Origin of the sequence: Streptomyces sp. NPDC002133 (genome assembly GCF_040296405.1) — a bacterium.
Classification (GTDB): domain Bacteria; phylum Actinomycetota; class Actinomycetes; order Streptomycetales; family Streptomycetaceae; genus Streptomyces.
This window is the reverse complement of record NZ_JBEOXF010000044.1, coordinates 34,488-56,797: the sequence shown is the minus strand read 5'-3', so window position 1 is coordinate 56,797 and position 22,310 is coordinate 34,488. Positions and strand designations below refer to the sequence as shown.

Below are 22,310 nucleotides of genomic sequence, written 5' to 3'. Positions count from 1 at the left end.
GGGGGCGGAGCACGTGCCACCCTGGCCTGCGCCGGTCCTGGGGCCGCTGCCGCTAGAGGCGCTCCGGCGGAATGGCTGCGTACACCTCGCGCAGCACCGCGAGCACCGGATCGTCGACCGGGAACGTCACGTCGTCGACAGCGCTGAGCGTACGGATGCCGATCGAGGCGTTCGTGGCGAAGGCGGCCCGCAGGGAAGGGAGTTCACCGGAGTGCACCGGACGTGTCACGCACGGACCGTGGGCCGCCTGGAGCAACCGCATGGTCACACCCGGCAGTACATCGGCCTCCGGCCACACCACCGTTCCGGCATCGTCGACGAACCCGATGTTCCACGTGGTTCCTTCCGCGATCCGGCCGCCGGATTCGACGAACAGAGCGTCGCCGAATCCGGCGAGCTGCGCCTGACGCCGCAGCCTGAGCTGCCCGAAGAGCGCCACGTGCTTCACCGCGGCGGCGTCGCGGTGATAGGGAAGGCACTTCACGGTGAGCGGAGACGGGGACGGGGCGCCGGCCGAACGGGTCGTGACGAGGACGTGAGGGTCCGCCTTCACGGCGGGGTGCAGCATGTCCAGCGCGGGATCGAAGATGGTGACCCGTACGGTGAACACACCGGTCCGCCCTCCGACTTCACGCCGCACGCAGTCCAGCACCCGCTCGGGATCGAGTTCCGTCCCGAACACCGTGTGACAGTCCCGGACCAACCGGTCGAGGTGCAACGACAGTCCGCGGACCGCCCCGTCCTCCACGCGCATGGTGGTGAAGTGCCCGTAGTTCGTCAGGGCGAGCGCCAGCAGATCGTCGGTCACCGCGGGCGCTCCGTTGACAGTGGCCATGCGGCAAGTGTGGCATCGGACGATCAGTCTTCTGCACCTTACGCCGTGCACGACGCCGTGCGCACCGCCCGCACCGCGGACGCCGGCGAGCGGTCCGACCCCGGCCCAACCAGCGCCGAGCGGGCCCCGGCCGCCCTCCTCCTGCTGCGTGAGGTACGCCATCAACTCTCCGGATGGGAGCCGGGCCTGATCGACGCAGCACGTGCAGCGGGTGTCGGCCGGGCCGACCTCGCCGAACCACTCGGCGTTACGAGCCGCCAGGCCGCCGAACGCCGCCGCCACGGTGCGGCGGACGCGGGTGACCTCGACTCGCTGTTCGCCGGGGGTGCCGTTGGCTCCCGGACGTACCCGCAGGTGGGCCCCTCACCGCCGCCCTCGCGGACGGCAACGCCGCCAACCACGTCGGCCCCCTGGACACCGGGGCGCATCCGCGACGCCACCACTCCCAGGCAGTTTCGTTCGGATCAGCGGGTGGATCAAAGGGGCATCGGGATCGCGGTGAGCGGGGCGACGTCATGGCAGCGGTACGGAACGTCGCCGTGGACTGCGTCTCGGCGCGGCAGGGAGACGCGCGTCACATTCGTCCATGTCACAGCTTGCCGAGCTGTTCCGTCCAAGAGGTGTAACCACCAACAACGACACAGGAGTGCACCATGGAAGCTCGGTTGAACCTCATGGCCAGCCCGGTCGCAGCCAAGTTCGGGAAGCACATCGTCGCCGCGGGCCAGGTGCTCGCGGACTCGACGCTGCCCGCCGCGACGCGCGAACTGGTGATGCTCCGCGCCAGCCAGATCAATGGCTGCGGTTTCTGCGTCGACATGCACACCAAGGACGCCGCGCACGCCGGGGAGACCTCGACGCGCCTCAATATGGTCGCGGCCTGGCGGGAGGCCAAGGTGTTCACCAATGCCGAACGCGCCGCCCTGGAGCTGACCGAGCAGGGCACGCGCACCGCCGACGCGGCTGGTGGCGTCCCCGACGAGGTCTGGGCGAATGCCGCCAAGCACTACGACGAGGACCAGCTTGCCGCCCTGGTGTGCACCATCGCCCTCATCAACGCGTTCAACCGCGGAAACGTCATCGTCCAGCAGCCCGCCGGCGACTACCAGCCCGGCCAGTTCCACTGACGGGACGGCCGTGGCCGCCGGTGACGTCCGGCGCCAACAGCAGCACACACCCCGGGCACCGCTTCGCGGAGCCCGGGGTGTTGTTCTGGTCCGCCCAGGGGAACGACTGAGTCCAAGGCGTCGGCCGGGACGGTTCCGTTCTGGAGCTGGACGGGCGCTACGTGCCGGTCGTCGACCAGGAGATGCTGCTGTGGGCGAAAGCCCGCGAACCGAGGCCCGCGCCCCGGTCCGTGCTCGACCTCGCGGCCGCTACCCCGACACCGCTCGTCCCCGCGCCGCGTAGTGCCCCCGCTGACACTGCGGTGGAGGGCATATGAGCCAGCGGTACCACGCGTTCTGCCCCACGTTTGCGCAGGACGTGGACGAGGGCCACATGTACGGGCCCGACGCGGCGGTGGCGCCGAGGGCTGCGGCAACCTGACGCCGACGAGGCGGACGGATAATCGAGTGCCCGGCCTCGGTCCCGCTCACTACACTCGGCTTGCGCGCTGACACGACATCACAGCGTGCGCTTCGACGAGTGAGGGGAGCCGGGCCGTGCGTCACCGCACCGCTGTCGCCGTTCCCCGGTCACGGTTCGACGTGATCCTGATGTCTTCCTGCGCCCGGTGTCGGCTGCGCGGCCGCCACCGGAAGTCCGCGACGAACACCTGAGTCCTGACTGCCCGTCCGGTCGGCCCGGTGAGTTCGGCGCCGCGGTCGTGTCCTCCCCGTGCCCTCGTGCTGTCGTGCCGTCGCGCCGCATCAGCGGCTTCCGGGACGGCCGCCGGCCCAGAGGATCCTGGCGGCTCCCGACTGCACGGCCTCAGGCCGTCCTCCGGGCCGCCCTCGAGCTGACGTCAGGCCGTTTCGTCCGGGAATCGCGCTGCCCAGTTCTCGAACACCCTGAAAGGCCATGGGCCGTGCGTACCACCAGGCAACGCCATACGACCAGTCCGCTGACCCGCGTCCGGAACCTGGGCATCCTCGCCCACGTCGACGCCGGCAAGACCACCGTCACCGAACGGATCCTGTACGTCACCGGCGCCACCCACAAGCGTGGCGAGGTCCATGACGGCAACACCGTCACCGACTTCGACTCGCAGGAGCGCGACCGCGGAATCACCATCTTCGCCGCGGCGGTGAGCTGTGTCTGGGACGGACACCGGATCAGCCTGATCGACACGCCGGGCCACGTCGACTTCTCCGACGAGGTGGAGCGCTCGCTGCGGGTGCTCGACGGCGCGATCGCGGTCTTCGACGCCGTCGCTGGCGTCGAGCCGCAGAGCGAGTCGGTGTGGCGGCAGGCCGACCGGCACGGAGTGCCGCGGATCGCGTTCGTCAACAAGCTGGACCGCGCCGGTGCCGACCTCGACACGGCGGTCGCGTCGATCCGGGACCGGCTCCACACCGTCCCGCTGGTGGTCCAGCTGCCGATCGGTCGGGAGGACGAGTTCACCGGGGTCGTGGATCTGCTGCGTATGCGCGCGCTGGTCTGGGGCGCCGGCCGGGACACGTACGAAGACGCCCCGTTGCCCGAAGACCTTCGCGAGGAGGCGCACCGGCGCCGCCGGCTGCTCGAGGAGGCGGTGGCGGAACTGCACCCGGTCGCCCTGGAGGAGTTCTGCGCGGAGTCGACGGTCTCGGCGCGGACTCTGGCCGCGGCACTGCGCGACCTCACCCGTCGTGGCGAGGGCGTGGTGGTGCTGTGCGGATCGGCCTACCGCAACCGCGGGATCGAACCGCTGCTGGAAGCCGTAGTGGCCTACCTCCCCTCACCCCTGGACGTGCCGCCGGTTCGGGGCACTTCGGGCGGCACGGCGCAGGAACGGGCCGCCGACCCGGCCGCGCCGTTCGCCGCGCTGGTGTTCAAGGTCAGCTCGACGGCCACAGGGAGGCTGACCTTCCTGCGTGTGTATTCAGGATCGATGGAGAAGGGAGACGCGGTGCTGGACGTGGGCGCGCGCCGCACCGAGCGGATCGGCCGGATCCTGCGGGTCCAGGCGGACCGGCACGCCGACGTGGGCCGGGCGGTGGCCGGGGACATCGTCGCCGTCGTCGGGCTGAAGGCGGCCCGTGCAGGGGCCACTCTGTGCACACCGGCAGCTCCGTTGGCCCTCGAACCGCCGACGGTGGCCGAGCCTGTCGTCTCAGTGGCGGTCGAGGCCCGTAGGAGCCTCGACGCCGACCGGCTGGCTTCGGCGCTGGCCCGTGCGGTCGAGGAGGACCCCTCACTGGCGGTTCGGACCGACCCCGAGACCGGCCAGACGGTGCTGTCGGGGCTGGGCGAGCTGCATCTGGAGGTCGCGGTGGAGAGAGTCCGTCGCGCTCACGGGCTGGAGGTCGTCGTCGGCCGACCACAGGTGGCCTACCGGGAGACGGTCGTCCGCGGTGTGTCCGGCCTGGTGTACCGGCACGTCAAGCAGGACGGCGGCGCCGGTCAGTTCGCCCACGTCGTGCTCGACGTGGAGCCGCTGCCGACCGCCGGCCGGCGGCCTGATGGCGACAACGCGAGGTGCGGCACAGGGCACTTCGAGTTCCGGTCGACCGTCACCGGCGGACGCGTGCCGCAGGAGTACATCCGGGCGGTGGAGGCCGGCTGCCGGGACGCCCTGGCGGAGGGGCCCCTCGGCGGTCACCCGGTGACCGGGCTGCGGGTCACCCTGACCGACGGGGCCACCCACCCCAAGGACTCCTCGGAGATGGCGTTCCGGACGGCAGGCAGGCTGGCGCTGCGGGAGTCCCTGCGCGCCGGCGTGATGGCGCTCCTGGAACCGGTGGTCGAGGTCACGGCCACCGTGCCCGACGACGCCGTGGGCGGAGTGCTCGGCGACCTGGCGGCACGCCGCGGCCGGGTCTCGGGCTCGACCGCGCGGGCGGGCACAGCCGTGATCACCGCAACCGTGCCGCTGGCCGAGCTCTTCGGCTACGCATCCCGGCTGCGCAGCCGGACCCAGGGCCGGGGCACCTTCACCACCCGGGCCACCGGCTACGCGCCGGTACCGGCAGCGGTGTCCGACGGGCTGCTGTCGACGTAACTGCACATGACGGCCCCGTCCGCAGGCGGCGGAGCGATTCCGACCGCCTGCGGACGGGCCGTTACCGGCCGCGGGACGTCCAATTCCGGTTGCTGCGGGCGGCGTGGACCCCACCTCGGCAGCGGTTGAGAGCGTGGGAGAGGGGGCGGGCGGCACGACAGAGGGGGCACCCGGGGAGGGGCGACCGCCCCGGCGCGGTCCGCCGGCACAGCTCGCGTATGGTCCAGCCGCCGGGCCGGACACGAGCTCGTCCGCCGATGCGTGCATGGCACGCCGACCCGACGGCGTCGCCCACACGCCCCGCCCCGGGCCCGGCTCACACGCGCGCGAGAGCTCCCGTCCGCCGCGCTTCGCTCACCGTCGCCGCTTCGCCGTCTTGCGTCGGGGAGCCAGGCGTAGCCCTGGAGCAACCGGGCTACGGTGCTGTCGCTGTAGATCCCGTACAGGTGCGCGGGTACCCGTCCTCACACCGGCACACCGCGTATGTACCCGGGCCGTGCGGGCACGTGACCGGTGAAGGGTACGCGCGGGTGTCCCACCCCCGGCCCGACTTGGTGGGATGCAGCCCTCTGGAGGAGAACGTGCCTGAGCCGCCGGACGTCGAGGGCTTCCGTGAGGTGCTCAGCTCCTGCGCCCGCGCAAAGCGGGTTGCGCACGGCCGGTGCCGACGTGGCAGTGCACGGACACGCGCACCCGGGGCGTCGAGCACGGGATGACGGCGGGCGGGGTGCGCGTACGCAATGTGGCACAGCCCGTGATCGGCCGTGCATTCGGCGTCTGTCATCTGCGGGCGCCGTAACCACCCCGCAGTCACAGGCGTCACATCGGGATAAATTGGGCAAATATCTTGTATGGCTGTTTATAACCCCGACCCCGACCCACGAGTGACCCCCGGTCTGGAGCCGGGCGGTTCGGTGCCGCCGGGCGAGACCCCGCCCGGCGAGGCGAGCACGTCCTCCGGCGCGGGCCCGTACGAGACCCGCACACGCGGCTGGGCCAAAGGGCCGCTGGTTGCCATTGCCGTACTGGCTCTGGTGATCGCGGCGTTCTTCCTGGGCTACGCGCTCGTCCTGCTGTTCTGAGGTGCGGACCGGGCTGCCGCGGTGGCGTTGCCGCGGAGTTCTGTGCGGGCACGCGGACCGTCGAGACGGTACGGCGTTTCGTGGATGCGGGCTTCCGATAGCTGCAGTACCGGCTGTCCTGGCCCTGCCAGAAGGGCGAGTTCGCACTCACCGCCAGGAGCATGGCCAGCCAGTGCCGGATGCGGTCGAGGACGGCCACTCCCTCCTCGTCGGACGCCACGGACACATGCACATGACAGCCACAGGTGAGCTGCTCCTGAGTCGTCAGGCCGAACTGCTCTTCCATCCAGCGGTACCGCTCGCCCGTTCCCACCTCCGGCCTGACCGGCAGGGGTGACGTGGCCAGGGCGGCGACGGCAGCGCCCTTGTTCTCCGCATGTCGCGCGGCCTGCGCACGGCACCGGGTGATCTCGGTCGCGAGCCTGCCCATGTCGACCTGTGGGTGGGTGGCGAATTCGAGTAGCTGCCGTTGCAGCTCCGCCTGGAAGCGGTCCTGTTTCCCGTCGGCCTCGCGGGACGCGGACGTCGGCACCGCGGTGGACAGCGCTCTCGGCTCGCCGCTCTCCGCGTCGACCAGCAGCAGTTCCTCCTCCACACCCACACTTCGCACGGCGATCGACCTCTCGCGGACCGGTACACACACGTTGGTGACGCGCCCTCGGAATGTGCCGTCCACAGTCTTCTCCCCCAGGGGCGAGCCGACTGCATGGCCCGCGAGTGTCGACGTGTCGCAAGCGTCAACTCGGCCGCGGGTGCGCTTGCCGTAGCGCTTCGCGTCGGCCGTGACCTCCGGCCAGGACAGTTCTCGCAGCTGTGCCGTGCAGCCCGTCCACGATCGCCATCTGGCTTGCTGCCCGATCGATCAGTTCGTGGAGGCGCGAGTGGTCGAGACCCTCCGACTCCGTGGATACGGCGGCCAGCGCCCGCCACAAGAGGTACTTCCCCTGAATGCCCATCCGCAGGGTTTCCAGCTCGACGACTGTGCTCAGCCCCGAGCGGCGATGGGCGTGGCCGTTGGGCTTGAGCCGCGCGATTTTCTCCACGGCCCAGCCCCCGTAGACCTTGTACCGGCGTGGTGCGACTTCCAGAGAACGCATGAGGTCCAGGAGGCTCTGGCGGTCCTCGGCGATGTCCTCGGCCAGGTGCTGCACCTCTGCGGCACGGGCCGAGGAGCGGTGCGCACGAGCGATACGCCGGGACAGTTCCACGCCCGATGTGGCGCCGGCCAGGTGGTCGTTCAGGTAGATGCTCAGATATTTGTGCTGCACGGGGCCTCCTCGCATTCTGGCGGCGTCAAGAGGCTCGCCTCGGATTGTGCGCGGACATGTGCGGGAACCCACAGGCGCCGGCTACCAGCGATACCAGCGACCGCTGCCGCCCGCCGGACGAAGGAAGAATCCGAGCAGCCATACCACCAGCAGGATGACCGCGACCCACCAGAGCACGTCCAGTGCGAATCCCGCACCGAAGAGGATCAGCACGAGGAGCAGAACGAGGAGAAGCGGGACCATGACGTCACCTCCGTGATTGCGTCTGTCCCTGCGTCTGCCCTCTCCGTATTCCGCCACACCAGTTTTTTGGCCTGTACGGGACATTCGACAATCGATGCGTGCCTGGGCCCTGAGTCGCGGGACACCGGGAAAACGATGCGCGCGGAGAGCGCCGCACTCCGCCGCCCCAGGACATCCGGGGGTGTCGCCAGGGGGAGCGCGTGCGAGAGTCGAGAGTGGAAGAAGACGCCGAACGAGTGACACGAGGTCGGCGATGGACGCATCAGGCCACTCACGGGGCGACCCGCAGGACCAACCGGCCCGTCCGCAGGACCACGCCGCGGCGGAGGCCCGGCCGCCGGCCGCGCTGAGCGAGGAAGGGCTGAGAAAGCTCCTGGCAGGGCTCACGGCCGTACGCGACGGGGACTTCTCCTCCCGGCTGCCCGACGACGCCGGGGGCATCATGGGCGAGATCGCCGCGGTCTACAACGGCATGGTCGACCAGCTGTCGCTGGTCACCTCCGAAGTCACACGGGTCGCCCGGGAGGTCGGCGGTGAGGGGCGGCTCGGCGGCCACGCGCGGGTCAAGGGCGTCGGCGGCGTCTGGCAGGAACTCACCACCGGTGTGAACACCATGGCCGACAACCTCACGTCGCAGGTGCGGTCGATAGCCCAGGTCGCATCCGCGGTGGCACGCGGCGACCTGACCCAGAAGATCCGGGTCGACGCGCGCGGCGAGATCCTGGAGCTGAAGGACACCATCAACACGATGGTCGAGCGGCTCTCCTCGTTCGCCGAGGAGGTCACGCGCGTGGCTCGCGAGGTCGGCACCGAAGGCAACCTGGGCGGCCAGGCCACTGTTCGTGGTGTGTCCGGCACCTGGAAGGACCTCACCGACAACGTCAACTCCATGGCGACCAACCTGACCAACCAGGTCCGCAACATCGCCCAGGTCACGACGGCCGTCGCCCAGGGCGACCTGACCCGCAAGATCGACGTCGACGCGCGCGGCGAGATCCTGGCGCTCAAGACGACCATCAACACCATGGTCGATCAGCTGTCGTCGTTCGCCGCCGAGGTCACCCGCGTCGCCCGCGAGGTCGGCAGCGAAGGCCGGCTCGGCGGCCAGGCCGAGGTCGAAGGCGTCTCCGGCACCTGGAAGAGGCTCACGGAGAACGTCAACGAGCTCGCCGGAAACCTCACCCGGCAGGTCCGCGCGATCGCCGAGGTGACCAGCGCCGTCGCGGAAGGCGATCTGACCCGGTCCATCGCCGTGGAGGCCCCGGGAGAGGTCGGAGACCTCAAGGACAACATCAACTCGATGGTCGAGTCGCTCCGTGCCACCATCCGTGCCAACGAGGAGCAGGACTGGCTCAAGACCAACCTGGCCCGCATCTCCGGACTGATGCAGGGCAGCAGCGACCCCGCCCAGTTCGCCACAGTCATCATGAACGAGGTGCCGCCGCTGGTCTCGGCCCAGTACGGAGCGATCTACCTGGCCGAGGAGGCCGCGGACGGCAGCGGCCCGGAGCTCGTCATGACCGCCGCGTACGGAGTGCCGGCGGCCCGGGCCGTGCCCGCCGGGGCCACAGGGCGCGACGTTCCGCCCGCCCGTTCGCCGGCCCGCCTCCGGCTCGGCGAGTCCCTGGTCGGCCAGGCCGCCCTCAGCCGCCGCACCATCGCCGTCGACGACCTGCCGCCCGGTTTTGTTACGATCTCTTCCGGCCTCGGAGCCGGGGACCCCGGCGCCCTGATCGTGCTGCCGATCCTGGTCGAGGACCAGGTGCTCGGCGTTGTGGAGCTGGCCGCGCTGCGGCCCTTCACCCGTATCCACCGGGACTTCCTCGAGCGGTTCATCGAGACCGTCGGCGTCAACGTCAGCTCGCTGATCGCCCATGCCCGCACCGACGAGCTGCTGGAGCAGTCGCAGCGGCTCACCTCCGAACTGCGCGCCCGTTCCCAGGAGTTGCAGGCCCGCCAGGAGGAACTCCAGCGCTCCAACGCGGAGCTGGCGGAGAAGGCTGCGCTGCTCGCCGACCGCAACCGGGACATCGAGCGCAAGAACCTGGAGATCGAACAGGCCAGGCAGGAGCTGGAGGACCGGGCCAAACAGCTCTCCCGCACCTCCATGTACAAGTCAGAATTCCTCGCCAACATGAGCCATGAGCTGCGCACCCCGCTCAACAGCCTGCTCATCCTGGCCCAGCTGCTCGCCCAGAACCCCGAGGGCAATCTGACCGAGAAGCAGGTCGACTACGCCGAGGTCATCCACTCCGCCGGCTCCGACCTGCTTCAGCTGATCAACGACATCCTCGATCTGTCCAAGGTCGAGGCGGGCAAGATGGACGTCCACCGCGAGCGCTTCCCGCTGCACCGGTTGCTGGAGTACGTCGAGATGTCCTTCCGGCCGCTGGCGAGCGAGCGCGGCCTGGAATTCGGGGTCGTCACCGCGGACGACGTGCCCGCCGACATCACCACCGACGAGAACCGCCTCCGCCAGGTGCTGCGCAATCTGCTCTCCAACGCCCTGAAGTTCACCGAACGCGGCGGCGTCGAACTGCGGGTCGAGCACGCCACCGACGACGAACTCCCCGCGTCACTGCACGGCCTGCCGGTGCTCGCCTTCCGGGTCAAGGACACCGGCATCGGCATCGCGCCCGAACATCTGGACGCCATATTCGGGGCCTTTCAGCAGGGCGCGGTCAGCACCGGCCGCCGCTACGGCGGCACCGGCCTCGGACTCTCCATCAGCCGAGAGGTCGCTCAGCTCCTCAGCGGGGTGATCGTCGCGGAGAGCAGGCTCGGCGAGGGCAGCGTCTTCACCTTCTACGTACCCGTCGGCGGAAAACTCCCCGTGCACCCCCCGCCCGGGCTCGCCGCCCGCGAAGCCCATGGCCTGCGGTCCGTGACGGAACGGCGGCCGGTCCACGACGGAAGCCTTGCCGGGCGCGTGGTGCTGATCATCGACGACGACGACCGGAACGTCTTCGCGCTCACCGAGATCCTGGAGGCCGAGGGGATGCACGTACTCACCGCGGCCGACGGGCGCTCGGGCATCGACCTGCTCATCGCCCATCAGGACGTGGATCTGATCGTCATGGACGTGATGATGTCCGGGATGGACGGTTACAGCGCCACCGCCGCCATCAGGAAGCTGCCGAGGTTCGCCGCCGTGCCCGTCATCGTCGTCACCGCCAAGGCCATGCCCGGGGACCGTGCCAAGAGCCTCGCGGCCGGGGCCAACGACTACATCACCAAGCCGGTCGATGCGTACGACCTCGTCACCCGGGTACGCAAGTGGCTCCAGCGCTGAGCGCGGATCCGGTGATCAGGAGACCCGCACGACCACCAGGCTGGTGTCGTCGTCCGTGTCTCCGGTGACCGACGTCAGCAGCCGGTCCGTACGCTCGTCCAGCCCGCCCGGGCCGAGCCGCTCCGCCGCGCGCCGCAGACTCGCCAGGCTCTCGTCGAGTCCCGTGTAGCGGCGCTCGACCAGACCATCGGTGTACAGCATCAGGATGTCGCCCGGTGCGAGCGGTGTCACCACCTCGGCGTAGTCGGCGGACGCCACCGCGCCCAGCAGGATGTTCCGCGGCGGCTCGAGGAAAGACGCCCGGTTGTCGCGGAGCAGCAGCGGCGGCAGGTGGCCCGCACTGGCCCAGCGCAGCGACCGGTCCGCGGGGTCGTACAGGGCGCACACCGCCGTGGCCGTCGGACGGCCGTGCGTGTGCAGGGTGACCTCGTTGAGCCAGGCCATCAGCCGCGCCGGCGAGTGGCCGGTGAACGCCAGCCCGCGCAGCGCGTTGCGCAGCGAGACCATGCCGGTCACCGAGTCGATGCCGTGCCCCGCGATGTCGCCGACGGCGATCAGCACCCGACCGTTCGGCAGCGGCAGTACGTCGTACCAGTCGCCGCCGACCCGGTACTCCTCGGCCGCCGGCCGGTAGCGGGCCGCTACCTGCAGACCGGGCAGCCGCTGGAGCACGGGCACTTCGGGGACGATCGCCTGCTGCAACTGGATGACCAGCTGATGCCGGAGCGCCGCCTGGGTCTGGGCCGCGGTCAGCCGGTCGAAGGTGGCGGTGAGGGCGATCTCGGTGTGGTGCTGCGCGGACACGTCCTGGTACACGCCGGTGATCCCGGTGAGCACACCGCCCGTCAGCAGCGGCTCCGCGGCGATCCGGACGTGGCGGAGCCCGCCGTCCTCCCGCACCGCCCGGACGACGGTGTGTGCGCCCTGGCGGCGCTCGGTCAGCTCGGCCAGCAGGTCTTCCAGCCTGCCGGTCTCGTCGCGGTGGAGCCGCGGTGCCAGCCGGCGCAGTGGCACCGGCGGCGTGCCGGGGTCGAGGCCGAAGATCCGGTAGGCCTGCTCGCTCCACCGGGATGTTCCGGTGATCAGGTCGTCCTCGAACGCGGCCAGGTTCTCCAGCCTGCCCAGCACCCGCGCCAGCGCCATCCCCGGGTCGGTCGCGCCGTGCCAGAGCACCACGGTCCTGACGGGGCCGACGGGCAGCACCCGGACGTCATGCAGCGGTTCCGGGTCACCGGCCCTGTGCACCACGGGCAGTCTGGCCGCCCGCTGCGGAGCGGCCCACTCCCGCGCCGCCCGCTCCAGCCGCACGAGATCCGGCTCCATGGCCGGGAACACCTGGGCCAGCGGACGGCCCGCCGCCCCGTGCACATGGCCCGCCGAGTCCAGCGCCGGCCGGTTGAGATGCTCGATGTGCAGGGCCCCGGTCCCCGGCGCGGCGCAGAGGACCATCGCGGGATGCGTCATCAGATCGAGCAGCGCGGCGAGTGCCCCCGGCTGCGCCGGATCGTCAGCACCCGCGTCCAGGATGCGTGCCGCGGGGACGGCCAGCGCGGTCAGGGCCCGTTTCACCGGTTCGTCGAGCTGCCTGGGGCCGGGCCAGTCGGCGAGGGCCAGTCCCGTCACCGTCCCGTACTGCCGCAGCGGTAGCACGGCGCGGGCGGCGTCCGGGGTGGGCCCCGGCAGCCGTTCGGCACCGGGAGGACCGGCCGGAAACCACGCGGGGGCCGCCTCCCGCAGCACGCGGTGCAGCGGACTGCCCGCGAACGGAGGCACCCACTTCCAGTGCGCGGCCTCCAGCCGGCTCACCCCTGCGTGGCCGGTCAGAGCCAGGCAATCCGTCTCCGTTCGCCGGAACAGCCACAGGCCGCGCACTCCGAGTGGGCGCAGCCCGCCGTCCAGGAGGGTCTCGGCGACTTCGCCGACCGTGCCGCCGGTCCTGGCGGCGGTTTCCGCCGCGGCCTCCGTACGACGCGCCCTGCGCGCCTCGTCCCGGTCCTGATCCCCGTTCTGGTCCTCGTGCCGGTCCCGGCGTGTGTCCGCGCCGCTGTCCGCGGCCTCGTCCCTGTCCCGGCCCGCCTCCCTGTCCGTTCCCGACGCGTTGAGGATGTCCGCGGCGAGATCCTCCTCGGGGACCCCGGTCGTCTCCGCGAGCTGTGTGAGGTGGTCGGCGGCATCGGACGGGGTGAGGGAGAGTTGCGCGACGAGTACGCCCGAGGCGAGGTCGAGCAGATGGCGCCGCGCAAGATCGCGGCGCAGGGCGGAGAGCTCGGCGGCGAGCTGTGTGACCGCGGAGGCCAACTGGTCGGGCGCAGGCTCGTCCCGCCCCTGATCGGGCATGGTCATCTCGTCTCCAGCGTGACGAACCGGAGTCTACTCGGGCATACCGGACCATGTGTGGTCGCCGTGCTCCACGCGACCCGTCACCGACTGTGATGACAGGGGCCCGCGCCGTTCCGCTGTGGGCTCGGCGTGCCTTCATCGGCCCCTTGGCCGGTCTCAACCACGCGCTCCACCGACTTTCACCGGATAACCGGGCGGAACCAGGGCAGGTGCGATACGTCAGCGAAGGGAGAGTGGGTGTCATGGCTCAGCTGGTGAAGGACGTGATGACGACGGGAGTGCGGACACTGCCTCCCGACGCTTCGCTGGTCGAGGCCGCCCGGCTGATGCGGGACGAGGACATCGGCGATGTGATGGTCGCCGACGACGGCCGGCTGCTCGGTGTGCTGACGGACCGAGACATCGCCGTCCGTTCGGTCGCCATGGGTCATGACCCGTACATCATGCCGGTGCGTTCCGTGTGTACCCCGGAGGTGCTCACCATCCGTCCCGACGAGGAGGCTTCGAAGGCCGTGTGGCTGATGCGGATGCACATGGTGCGCAGGCTCGCGGTGGTCGAGGACGGTCGCCCCTTGGGTGTTGTCACCCTCGGAGATCTCGCGAGGGCCCGTGATCCGGGTTCGGTCCTCGCCGGGATCAGCGCAGGCCCGCCCAACAGTGGTGCCTGAATGCGATCCGCAGCGTGCAAGGAACCCGGGCTCGATCCGGTCGATCCGGGAAGGAGGCTCGACGATGCCCCGAGGATCCAGTCCCAAGCGTGAACGTCAGTACGAGCACATCAAGGAGAGCGCGCTGGCCCGCGGCGAGAGCCCCGAGCGTGCGAAGGAGATCGCTGCGCGCACGGTCAACAAGGAACGCGCGCGCAGCGGCGAGTCCGAGACTGCGAGCCGCACGTCCACGCAGGACATCTCGTCGAGTCGTCGTGGTGGACTGCGCTCCCACAAGGGCGCGCAGGGGCCGACGTACGACCAGCTCTACCAGGAGGCCAAGAGCCGCAACCTCGAAGGCCGTTCCAAGATGAACAAGGAGGAACTCGCCCGCGAACTCGGCCGCTGACCGCTTCTGCCCCGTGGATCAGCGCTCAGGGCGGACCGCCCCTCACAAGGCCCCTTCAGGAGGGTCGTCGTCCGCCAGGAGCCCTTTCCGCAGCTTGGTGAGGATGCCGGCGAGCAGGCGGGAGACATGCATCTGCGAGATCCCGAGCCGCTCCCCGATCTCGGACTGCGTGAGCTCGTCGCCGAACCGCAGCGAAAGGATCGTGCGTTCGCGCTCGGGCAGGTCGGCGATCAACGGCTTGAGGCACTCCAGGCACTCCACGATGTCCAGTGCCGGGTCCTCCTCTCCCAGCCGACGGGCGAGCGGGCTGACGGCCTCGTCGTCCTCGAGAGGCTCTATGGAGCGGGCCACATAGCCGTTGGCGGCCCGCTGGCCCTCGGCGACCTCGTCCTCGGTGATCCCGAGCCGGGCCGCCAGTTCGGCCACGGTGGGGGCGTGTCCAAGGTCCTGCTCCAGGACGTCGTACGCCTTCGCCAGGTCCAGCCGCAGTTCCTGGAGGCGCCGCGGCACGCGCACGGCCCAGCTGGTGTCGCGGAAGAAGCGCTTGATCTCGCCGGCGACGGTGGGCAGCGCGAAGGACGTGAACTCGACCTCGCGCTCGACGTCGAAGCGGTTGATCGCCTTGATGAGGCCGACCGTGCCCACCTGGACGATGTCCTCCATCGGTTCGCTGCGGCCGCGGAACCGGGTCGCCGCGAACTTCACGAGGCTCATGTTGAGCTCCACCAGCGTGTTGCGGACGTACGAGTACTCCGCCGTGCCCTCCTCCAGCGTGCGCAGTCGCCGGAAAAGGGAGGTCGACAGGGCCCGTGCGTCCATCGTGCTGATGGTGTGCGGGTCGGGGATGTCCGGAAGGTCGTCCAGTGCCGCGGGTCGTTCCGGACTGCAAGCACGGACGGTGGGATCGCGGGTGATCGGGAAGCTGGACATGAGAACGCGGCTCCTTCGACGGCTGTGGCCTGCGCCGATGGCGGCGGGACCGTCCGTCGAGCTCAATCCCTTTGATACCCGTTTGTCCTCTGTCGAAGCTTCCTTTGGCTTGTCGGCGCTGTGCACGTCCGCGTGCGAAGCGTGACGAATGCCCGCTCGTCCGGCGACATGAGGTGCGGCCTGCGGCCTGTGGGCCCGGTCGGTTCCGCTTCGTGGATCACCTCGCGGGCGTTGTCCGCCCGGTCCTGCTCGATCTTCGTACGGTGCCCGGGAGCATCCCGCCGGCCGGACTCCTCGGCGGAGAACCGGATGGTGCGACCGGCCGCGAGGAATCCAGTCGTCCGCGGGAATCCAGCCGTCCGCGGGACGGCCGGGCCGCCGTACGCGGCACGATGTCGCTCTCCCGTGCGGCACCGCGCGCACCGCGCCGAAGTGCTACCGGCCCACGGGCACGCGGTGTACGACGACCGCCCGTTCCCTGCGCCTCAGCGCTCCAGGACCAGCGCCAGGCCCTGCCCGACACCGATGCACAGCGCTGCCAGGCCCGTGCCCGAGCCGGCAGCGGCGAGCTGGTGCGCGACCGCTCCGGTGATGCGGGCGCCGGAGGCGCCGAGGGGATGCCCGATGGCGACGGCGCCGCCCCTCGGATTGAGGATGCCCGAGTCGAGTTCGGGCATGGCGGCCAGGCAGCCGAGGGCCTGCGCGGCGTAGGCCTCGTTGAGCTCGACGGTGTGAAGGTCGTCGAAGGCGCGCCCCGCCTTCGTCATCGCGTTGCGCATCGCCTCGACCGGGCCGAGGCCGAAGTACTGGGGCTCGATGCCGGTCACGGCACTGGCGCGGATCCTGGCCAGCGGCTCACGGCCCGTCTCGGCCAGCCCGGCCTCGTCGGTGAGCAGCAGGGCTGCCGCGCCGTCGTTGAGGGGCGAGGCGTTGCCGGCCGTGATCGTGCCGCCCTCACGGAAGACCGGCTTGAGACGGGCGAGCGCGGTGAGGGAGGTGTCGTCCCGGATCCCCTCGTCGCGGGGCAGGTCCACACCGTCGACGGGGACCACCTCGGCCTCGTAGACACCGTCCTTCCACGCCCGGGCGGCCTTCTCGTGGCTGGCGAGCGCGAAGACGTCCTGGGCCTCGCGGGTGATTCCGTACCTGTCGGCGATCAGTTCGGCGCTCTCGCCGAGCGGGATGGTCCAGGCGTCGGGCATCCGCGGGTTGACCATCCGCCAGCCGAGCGTGGTGGAGTACAGCTGCTGGTTCCCGACGGGGAAGGCCCGATCCGGTTTGGGCACTACCCACGGGGCGCGGCTCATGGACTCCACTCCGCCGGCCACGGCGACGGAGGCGTCACCGAGCGCGATCGCGCGGGCGGCCTGGATGACGGCCTCCATCCCCGAGCCGCACAGCCGGTTGACGGCGGCACCGGGGACCGTCACGGGAAGCCCGGCCAGCAGGACGGCCATGCGGGCGACATCCCGGTTCTCCTCCCCGGCGCCGTTGGCATTGCCGAAGAGCACGTCGCCGATGAGGGCCGGGTCCAGGGCGGGGCTGCGGTCGAGCAGCGCGCGCAGCACCCCGGCGGCGAGGTCGTCCGGACGTACGGAGGACAGGGCACCCGCGTAACGGCCGACGGGTGTGCGGACGGCGTCGACGACGTAGACGTCCCGCAGGCGCTCGTTCATCGAGACTCCTTGGTGTGGGGGGTGTTGAGGGGGAGCGGTGAGTGGAGGGTTGTGCCCGCCGGTCCGGGTGCTGTCCGGGAACCCGGCCGACGGGCGTCAGGGGGCCGACGCGAGGTCAGCCGACCGGGCCCGGCACGCGCAGGGGCGCGGCCGTACGGCTGACGACCTCGTCCGCGCTGATGCCGGGTGCGGTCTCGACGAGGACGAGACCGTCCTCCGTGACGTCCAGGACGCCGAGGTCGGTGATGATGCGGTCGACGCACGCGACCCCGGTGAGGGGGAGGGTGCAGGAATCGACGACCTTCGGACTCCCGTCCTTGGCGCAGTGGTCCATCACGACGATCACCCGCCGGGCGCCGTGGATGAGGTCCATCGCACCGCCCATGCCCTTCACCATCTTGCCGGGGATCATCCAGTTGGCGAGGTCCCCGGTGGCGGAGACCTGCATGGCCCCGAGAATGGCGGTGTCGATGTGGCCGCCCCGGATCATTCCGAAGGACAGCGCGGAGTCGAAGAAGCTCGCGCCCGGCAGCACCGTGACCGTCTCCTTGCCCGCGTTGATCAGGTCGGGGTCCACGTCCTCCTCCGCAGGGTACGGGCCGACGCCGAGGATGCCGTTCTCCGACTGGAGCACCACGTGGACTCCCTCGGCCACGTGCTCGGGGACCAGTGTGGGCAGTCCGATGCCGAGGTTCACGTAGTCGCCGTCGTGGATCTCCGCCGCCGCGCGCGCGGCCATCTCGTCCCTGGTCCATGCCATCAGTGCTGCACCGACTCTCGTGCTGAGGGCACGGTCACCGTGCGCCTTTCGATGCGCTTGTCCGCGGCCTGCTCCGGGGTCAGTTCGACCACGCGCTGGACGAACACGCCGGGCAGGTGGATCTCGTCCGGGTCGAGCTCGCCGGGCTCGGCCAAGTGCTCCACCTCCGCGATCGTGACGCGGCCCGCCATCGCGGCGAGCGGGTTGAAGTTGCGGGCCGAGCGGTGGAAGACGAGATTGCCGTGGCGGTCGCCCTTGGCGGCCCTGACGAGCGCGAAGTCGGTGGTGATGCCGTGCTCGAGCACGTAACGCCGGCCGTCGAACTCGCGTACTTCCTTGGGCGGTGACGCCACGGCCACGGTGCCGTCGGGCGCGTAGCGCCAGGGCAGGCCGCCCTCGGCGACCTGGGTGCCGACACCGGCGGGCGTGAAGAAGGCGGGGATTCCGCAGCCTCCGGCTCGCAGACGTTCGGCGAGCGTGCCCTGCGGTGTCAGCTCGAGCAGCAGTTCCCCCGAGAGGTACTGGCGGGCGAACTCCTTGTTGTCACCGACGTACGAGCCGGTGACGCGGGCTATGCGGCCCGCGGCGAGAAGGATGCCCAGCCCGCCGCCGTCCACTCCGCAGTTGTTGGACACCACGCTCAGCCCGCTCGCGCCGGTGGCGTACAGCGCCTGGATCAGCACATCGGGGACACCGCTGAGGCCGAAGCCGCCCACGGCCAGGGACGCTCCGTCCATGACGCCGGCCAGCGCCTCCTCGGCGCCGGCAACCACCTTGTCCATATGCACTGCACTCCGTTCCGGTCCGGCGAACAGCGCGCGTGGCGTTCGCCCTTGTTCGTGTGGTCCTCTGCGCGTCGCGCGCGCCGTCAGCGCTGCAGCACGGTCCTCAGTGCGTCGAGCAGTTCCTCGTACGCCGTCGAGTCGGCATCCGGTGCCGAAGCGGCCCGCCAGGCGATGTGTCCGTCCGGGCGGACGAGCAGACACCCGTCCTCGGCCAGTTCCGATATCCGGCGCCACTCGCCGTAGGCGTCGCGGCTGTTCCGGTCGCCGATGCGGACGCACGCCAGCGGAAGCCCCAGAGCCTCCGCGCAGGCGGCCGCCGCGGCCTCCCACACTCCACCGGAGAGCCCGGTGACCAGTGTGAAGACTCCCTTGCCGACGACGTCCAGCGTGGACACCCGGTGACCGTCTCCGTCGACGAGCCAGGCGTGCGGCAGTTTGGCACCGGGGCGGGTCGTCGCCTGGTGGAACAGTTCCGGATCCCGTGGCCAGGCCTCGGCGGTGTCGTCGTCCTGGACGACCGCCGCGGACACATAGCGCTGGTTCATCTCGACACCGTGGGCGTTGAACTCGAAGTTCTTCAGCCGGATGGCCTCCTCCAGCGCCTGCCGCCGTTTGGTGCCGTCGGCCGTCTCGCTGCGGCACGCGGCGAGACCGTCGGCGATGTGCTCCTCCTCGCTGTACTCGTCGAGGCCGAGCGCCTGGAAGATCGGGCCGAACTGATCGCGGCTGAGGTTCGCCCGATCGACGATCTGCTTGCCCACCGGTGCCCGCTCTTCCGTGTAGGTGTCGAGCAGCCCGGGTCCGGCCTGACCGCGGATGACCATGGCGAGCTTCCAGGCCAGGTTGTACGAGTCCTGGATCGAGGTGTTGGAGCCGAGTCCGTTGGACGGCGGGTGCCGGTGCACCGCGTCCCCGGCACAGAAGACCCGCCCGGCCGAATACGTGGTGGCGTAGCTGTGGTTGACCGTCCAGAGCGAGCTCGAGGTGATCTCGACGGGGATGTCCGGGTCGCCGATGAGGTCGTGGACGATGTCGCGGGCGGTGGCCTCGTCCATCTGCGGCGGGGGCTGGTCGATGTCGTATCCCCACACCAGCAGCCATTCGTCCCAGGGCCGGACCATCCGCACCAGACCCATGCCGATGCCGCCCATGTGGGCGCCGGGGCGCATCACCCAGTACAGAACACTCGGGCGGTGGGCCACGTGCCGTGACAGGTCCGCCTTGAAGACGATGTTCATGCTGCCGGCCTTGCCGCTCTCGCCGGCGATCGGCAGCCCGATCTGCTCCGCCACACTGCTGCGGCCGCCGTCCGCTCCGATCAGATAGCGGGCCCGCACGGTGAACTCGTCCCCGCGCAGGCGGTCCCGGAGCCGGGCGGTGACGCCGTCGGCGTCCTGTTCCAGGCTGAGGAACTCGGTGTCGAAGCGGACCTTGGCGCCCCGCGCCGCCGCGTTGTTCACCAGGATCGGTTCCAGGTAGGTCTGCGGAAGGTCGATCATCTGCGCGGGGCTGGCGACCCCGTACTCGGTCGCCGCGTGGGGGCCGGTGCCCCAGCTGCGGATCCGGCCGATCTCCTCGCCGGCCAGGGCGGTGCACAGGACCGTGTCGCCCATGAGTTCGGCGGGGCTTCCGGCCGCGACGGCTTCGCCGTCCACGCCGAGGTCTCGCAGCACTTCCATGGTGCGCTGGTTGGTGATGTGCGCACGAGGGGTGTTGGCCAGCCAGCCGTACTTGGTGACGAGCAGGGTGCGTACGCCGTAGGTGGCGAGGAGCAGGGCCGCGGATCCACCGGCGGGGCCACTGCCGACCACGAGGACGTCGGTGTCGTAGGCGTGGGTCGATTCCATGGGGACTGCTCCAGGTCAGTGTGCAGGGCCGTCGGCCAGGCGGGCGATGCGGAAGGTGAACTGCAGGTTGCGCCACTCCCCGTCGACCTCACGGCCGTCCGGGGGCGCACCGACGCCGGGCGTGAAGTCGACGACGAGGCCCTCCTTGACGCCGAACACGGTGTCGGAGTCGATGTAGTGGCCCCCCTTCACGAACAGCTGGGTGACCAGGCGCTGGTGGCCGGGTGCGGAGATCATGAAGTGCAGATGGGGGGCACGGTAGGGATGGCGACCCACGGCCTGGAGCATCTGTCCCACCGGTCCGTCGTCCGGGATGGGGTACTCGGCGGGCAGGGTCGTCCAGAAGCGCAGGTGGCCCTCCGCGTCGGTGCGCAGTCGGCCCCGCAGCACCGGTCCGTCGAATTCGGCCAGTTGGACGTCGTAGAACCCGTCCTTGTTGGCTTGCCAGACGTCCACGACGGCATCCGCCAGGGGCCGTCCCTCCGTGTCGGTGATGCCGATGTCGGCCCACAGCGGAGTGCCGGCCACGCCCTGCGAGATGTCCGCGCCGTGCGCGGTCTCCGGTGGACCGTCCGTGTAGAACGGCCCGAGAACCGCCGACGGAGTGGTCTGCGGGGTGCGGGAGTTGGTGAGCAGGTCGACGACGCTGGAGACACCGAGCGTGTCGGACAGCAGCACGAACTCCTGACGGGTGCTGGTGGAGATCTGCCCGGTACGGGTCAGGAAGTCGATCGCGTACTGCCACTCGGACTCGGTGACGTCATTGCTCGTCACGAAATGGTGCAGATGCCGCACGAGGTCGCCGAGCAGCTGCCCGACCCGCGGATCTGGTGCGTCGGCGAAGCTCGCCACCACCTGATCGGTCAGGTGCTCCGCGTCCGCAGCCGCTCCATGTGCCGCGGGAACCACTGCCCCAGGTGCCCGGTCCGGTGGAACCGCCGGACGGCGGCCCTGCCAGGCATCGTGCAGCAGGCTCTCGATTCCCTGGGGCGTCAGCTCCCGGGGGTTGGGGTACGGCGTCGAGGTGGCCAGCCGTGCGGCCTGCGGCAGATCCGCTTCCGCCAGGCCCAGCTCGCGCAGCGACGTGGGGCCTCCCAGGGAGGAGATCAGGTCGAACACCCCGCTCGGGGCGTCCGCCACGCCCAGCGCGTCGGCGATGCGGCTCATGACGTCCGGGGCTGCCGGGGCGTTGTAGGCCATCGCGTGCGGCAGGACCACGGTGTGCGTCTCGGCGTGCGGCAGCTCGAAAGCACCGCCCAGCGTGTGGCAGAGCTTGTGGTGCAGCCCCATGCCGACGGAGGCGAGGCAGGTGCCGGCGAGCCATGCGGCATGCAGCAGGTCGGCGCGTGCCTCGGTGTCGGACGGTTCGGCGACGAGGGCCGGCAGGGCGCGGGCGATCCTGGCGATCGCGTCGAGCGCCATGCCGTCGACGACCGGGTTCGCCTGCGGCGAGTAGAGGGCCTCGACGGCATGGGCCATGGCGTTGATCGCGCTCGTGAGCGACATGCCCACCGGTAGGCCGAGGGTGAACTCGACGTCGTAGACGACGGTTTCGGGCAGGATCGCCGGCGACGACTGTGTGATCTTGCGTCCGTCCCGCGTCTCGCCCAGCACGGGGGTGACCTCGGAACCGGCGTACGTGGTCGGAAGAATGATCTGCGGCAGATCGGTGCGCAGCGCCAGGGCCTTGGCCAGCCCCGTCGTGGAACCGCCGCCGACGGCCACCAGGCAGTCGGCGGAGTGTTCCCGAAGGATCCCGAGGGCCCTTTCGGTCACGTCCACCGGAGTGTGCATGGCGGCACCGTCGAACTCCGCCACGGTGACGTCACCGAGGACGTCACGCACCTGTGCGGCGGCCTTGGCCACCGGTGGGCTGGACAGGAGCAGGACACGGGAACAGCCGAGCCGCTCGACTTCGTCGCGGACCCGGCTGACCGTACCGGTGCCGAAGATGACCCGCGAGGGGTGGGAGGTGTAGACGAAATTCCTCATGGGGTCCGCCTTCGCGTATGCCGTGGGTCCCTGAATTTCAGACCTTGAGTGTGCGGGCGG

Annotated in this window: 16 protein-coding genes and 2 pseudogenes; 7 read left to right on the top strand and 11 right to left on the bottom strand. The window is 70.6% G+C overall.

Annotation, left to right across the window (positions count from 1 at the left end; translation table 11 throughout):
* Positions 1-52: 52 nt before the first annotated feature.
* On the bottom strand, positions 53-835 hold the full coding sequence (locus ABT078_RS30700) for an aminotransferase class IV family protein (RefSeq protein WP_351233440.1): 783 nt from the start codon (positions 833-835) through the stop codon (positions 53-55).
* A gap of 653 nt (positions 836-1,488) precedes the next feature.
* Here ABT078_RS30700 and ABT078_RS30695 point away from each other — a divergent pair.
* The 4 genes and pseudogenes from ABT078_RS30695 (at position 1,489) to ABT078_RS30680 (ending at position 6,061) form a co-directional block, all read left to right on the top strand.
* On the top strand, positions 1,489-1,962 hold the full coding sequence (locus tag ABT078_RS30695; RefSeq protein ID WP_351233438.1) for a carboxymuconolactone decarboxylase family protein: 474 nt from the start codon (positions 1,489-1,491) through the stop codon (positions 1,960-1,962).
* A gap of 902 nt (positions 1,963-2,864) precedes the next feature.
* Positions 2,865-4,979: an elongation factor G gene (fusA, locus tag ABT078_RS30690; RefSeq protein ID WP_351233436.1), complete on the top strand. Its 2,115-nt coding sequence runs from the start codon at positions 2,865-2,867 to the stop codon at positions 4,977-4,979.
* A gap of 654 nt (positions 4,980-5,633) precedes the next feature.
* Positions 5,634-5,778, top strand: a pseudogene (locus tag ABT078_RS42900) (metallophosphoesterase); the annotation flags it as partial.
* 52 nt (positions 5,779-5,830) lie between these two features.
* Positions 5,831-6,061 (top strand): DUF6480 family protein, encoded by a 231-nt coding sequence (locus tag ABT078_RS30680; protein ID WP_351233434.1) that lies wholly within the window; start codon positions 5,831-5,833, stop codon positions 6,059-6,061.
* Positions 6,062-6,155: 94 nt separating this feature from the next.
* Here the strand turns inward: ABT078_RS30680 and ABT078_RS30675 are convergent.
* The 3 genes and pseudogenes from ABT078_RS30675 to ABT078_RS30665 form a co-directional block, all read right to left on the bottom strand.
* A pseudogene (locus ABT078_RS30675) lies at positions 6,156-6,671 on the bottom strand (glutamate-cysteine ligase family protein); the annotation flags it as partial.
* A gap of 127 nt (positions 6,672-6,798) precedes the next feature.
* On the bottom strand, positions 6,799-7,329 hold the full coding sequence (locus ABT078_RS30670) for a hypothetical protein (protein ID WP_351233432.1): 531 nt from the start codon (positions 7,327-7,329) through the stop codon (positions 6,799-6,801).
* An 81-nt stretch (positions 7,330-7,410) separates the two neighbouring features.
* Positions 7,411-7,572, bottom strand: coding sequence for a DUF5670 family protein (locus ABT078_RS30665; protein ID WP_351233430.1), 162 nt, complete (start codon positions 7,570-7,572; stop codon positions 7,411-7,413).
* Positions 7,573-7,825: 253 nt separating this feature from the next.
* Between ABT078_RS30665 and ABT078_RS30660 the strand changes: the two genes are divergently transcribed.
* Entirely contained in the window at positions 7,826-10,864 is a 3,039-nt protein-coding gene (locus ABT078_RS30660; RefSeq protein WP_351233428.1) for a hybrid sensor histidine kinase/response regulator, read from the top strand.
* Between the two features lie 15 nt (positions 10,865-10,879).
* Here the strand turns inward: ABT078_RS30660 and ABT078_RS30655 are convergent, their stop codons facing one another.
* Entirely contained in the window at positions 10,880-13,207 is a 2,328-nt protein-coding gene (locus ABT078_RS30655; RefSeq protein ID WP_351233426.1) for a SpoIIE family protein phosphatase, read from the bottom strand.
* Between the two features lie 239 nt (positions 13,208-13,446).
* On the opposite strand from ABT078_RS30655, the gene ABT078_RS30650 reads away from it, so the two are divergent.
* Complete coding sequence (locus ABT078_RS30650; protein ID WP_351233424.1) at positions 13,447-13,872, top strand: CBS domain-containing protein; 426 nt, start codon at positions 13,447-13,449, stop codon at positions 13,870-13,872.
* Positions 13,873-13,936: 64 nt separating this feature from the next.
* A complete protein-coding gene (locus tag ABT078_RS30645; RefSeq protein ID WP_351233422.1) occupies positions 13,937-14,260 on the top strand; it encodes a plasmid stabilization protein in 324 nt (107 codons plus the stop codon).
* Between the two features lie 42 nt (positions 14,261-14,302).
* On the opposite strand, the gene ABT078_RS30640 is transcribed toward ABT078_RS30645, so the two are convergent.
* The 6 genes from ABT078_RS30640 to ABT078_RS30615 form a co-directional block, all read right to left on the bottom strand.
* Positions 14,303-15,190 (bottom strand): SigB/SigF/SigG family RNA polymerase sigma factor, encoded by an 888-nt coding sequence (locus ABT078_RS30640; protein WP_351233420.1) that lies wholly within the window; start codon positions 15,188-15,190, stop codon positions 14,303-14,305.
* 485 nt (positions 15,191-15,675) lie between these two features.
* Positions 15,676-16,866, bottom strand: a complete 1,191-nt coding sequence (locus tag ABT078_RS30635) for a thiolase family protein (protein ID WP_351233418.1) — start codon at positions 16,864-16,866, stop codon at positions 15,676-15,678.
* A gap of 115 nt (positions 16,867-16,981) precedes the next feature.
* Positions 16,982-17,626, bottom strand: a complete 645-nt coding sequence (locus tag ABT078_RS30630; protein WP_351233416.1) for a CoA transferase subunit B — start codon at positions 17,624-17,626, stop codon at positions 16,982-16,984.
* Entirely contained in the window at positions 17,626-18,408 is a 783-nt protein-coding gene (locus ABT078_RS30625; RefSeq protein WP_351233414.1) for a CoA transferase subunit A, read from the bottom strand. The genes ABT078_RS30630 and ABT078_RS30625 overlap by 1 nt, the downstream gene beginning before the upstream one ends.
* Positions 18,409-18,494: 86 nt before the next feature.
* Positions 18,495-20,258, bottom strand: coding sequence for an FAD-dependent oxidoreductase (locus ABT078_RS30620; protein WP_351233412.1), 1,764 nt, complete (start codon positions 20,256-20,258; stop codon positions 18,495-18,497).
* A 15-nt stretch (positions 20,259-20,273) separates the two neighbouring features.
* Positions 20,274-22,250 (bottom strand): maleylacetate reductase and hydroxyquinol 1,2-dioxygenase domain-containing protein, encoded by a 1,977-nt coding sequence (locus ABT078_RS30615; protein ID WP_351233410.1) that lies wholly within the window; start codon positions 22,248-22,250, stop codon positions 20,274-20,276.
* Positions 22,251-22,310: the final 60 nt, after the last annotated feature.

What these genes read in the sequence shown, in the direction of transcription:
- ABT078_RS30700 (WP_351233440.1), bottom strand. Translation starts at nt 835, where the DNA reads ATGGCCACTGTCAACGGAGCGCCCGCGGTGACCGACGATCTGCTGGCG.
- ABT078_RS30695 (WP_351233438.1), top strand. Translation starts at nt 1,489, where the DNA reads ATGGAAGCTCGGTTGAACCTCATGGCCAGCCCGGTCGCAGCCAAGTTC.
- ABT078_RS30680 (WP_351233434.1), top strand. Translation starts at nt 5,831, where the DNA reads ATGGCTGTTTATAACCCCGACCCCGACCCACGAGTGACCCCCGGTCTG.
- ABT078_RS30665 (WP_351233430.1), bottom strand. Translation starts at nt 7,572, where the DNA reads ATGGTCCCGCTTCTCCTCGTTCTGCTCCTCGTGCTGATCCTCTTCGGT.
- ABT078_RS30660 (WP_351233428.1), top strand. Translation starts at nt 7,826, where the DNA reads ATGGACGCATCAGGCCACTCACGGGGCGACCCGCAGGACCAACCGGCC.
- ABT078_RS30655 (WP_351233426.1), bottom strand. Translation starts at nt 13,207, where the DNA reads ATGACCATGCCCGATCAGGGGCGGGACGAGCCTGCGCCCGACCAGTTG.
- ABT078_RS30650 (WP_351233424.1), top strand. Translation starts at nt 13,447, where the DNA reads ATGGCTCAGCTGGTGAAGGACGTGATGACGACGGGAGTGCGGACACTG.
- ABT078_RS30645 (WP_351233422.1), top strand. Translation starts at nt 13,937, where the DNA reads ATGCCCCGAGGATCCAGTCCCAAGCGTGAACGTCAGTACGAGCACATC.
- ABT078_RS30640 (WP_351233420.1), bottom strand. Translation starts at nt 15,190, where the DNA reads ATGTCCAGCTTCCCGATCACCCGCGATCCCACCGTCCGTGCTTGCAGT.
- ABT078_RS30635 (WP_351233418.1), bottom strand. Translation starts at nt 16,866, where the DNA reads ATGAACGAGCGCCTGCGGGACGTCTACGTCGTCGACGCCGTCCGCACA.
- ABT078_RS30630 (WP_351233416.1), bottom strand. Translation starts at nt 17,626, where the DNA reads ATGGCATGGACCAGGGACGAGATGGCCGCGCGCGCGGCGGCGGAGATC.
- ABT078_RS30625 (WP_351233414.1), bottom strand. Translation starts at nt 18,408, where the DNA reads ATGGACAAGGTGGTTGCCGGCGCCGAGGAGGCGCTGGCCGGCGTCATG.
- ABT078_RS30620 (WP_351233412.1), bottom strand. Translation starts at nt 20,258, where the DNA reads ATGGAATCGACCCACGCCTACGACACCGACGTCCTCGTGGTCGGCAGT.
- ABT078_RS30615 (WP_351233410.1), bottom strand. Translation starts at nt 22,250, where the DNA reads ATGAGGAATTTCGTCTACACCTCCCACCCCTCGCGGGTCATCTTCGGC.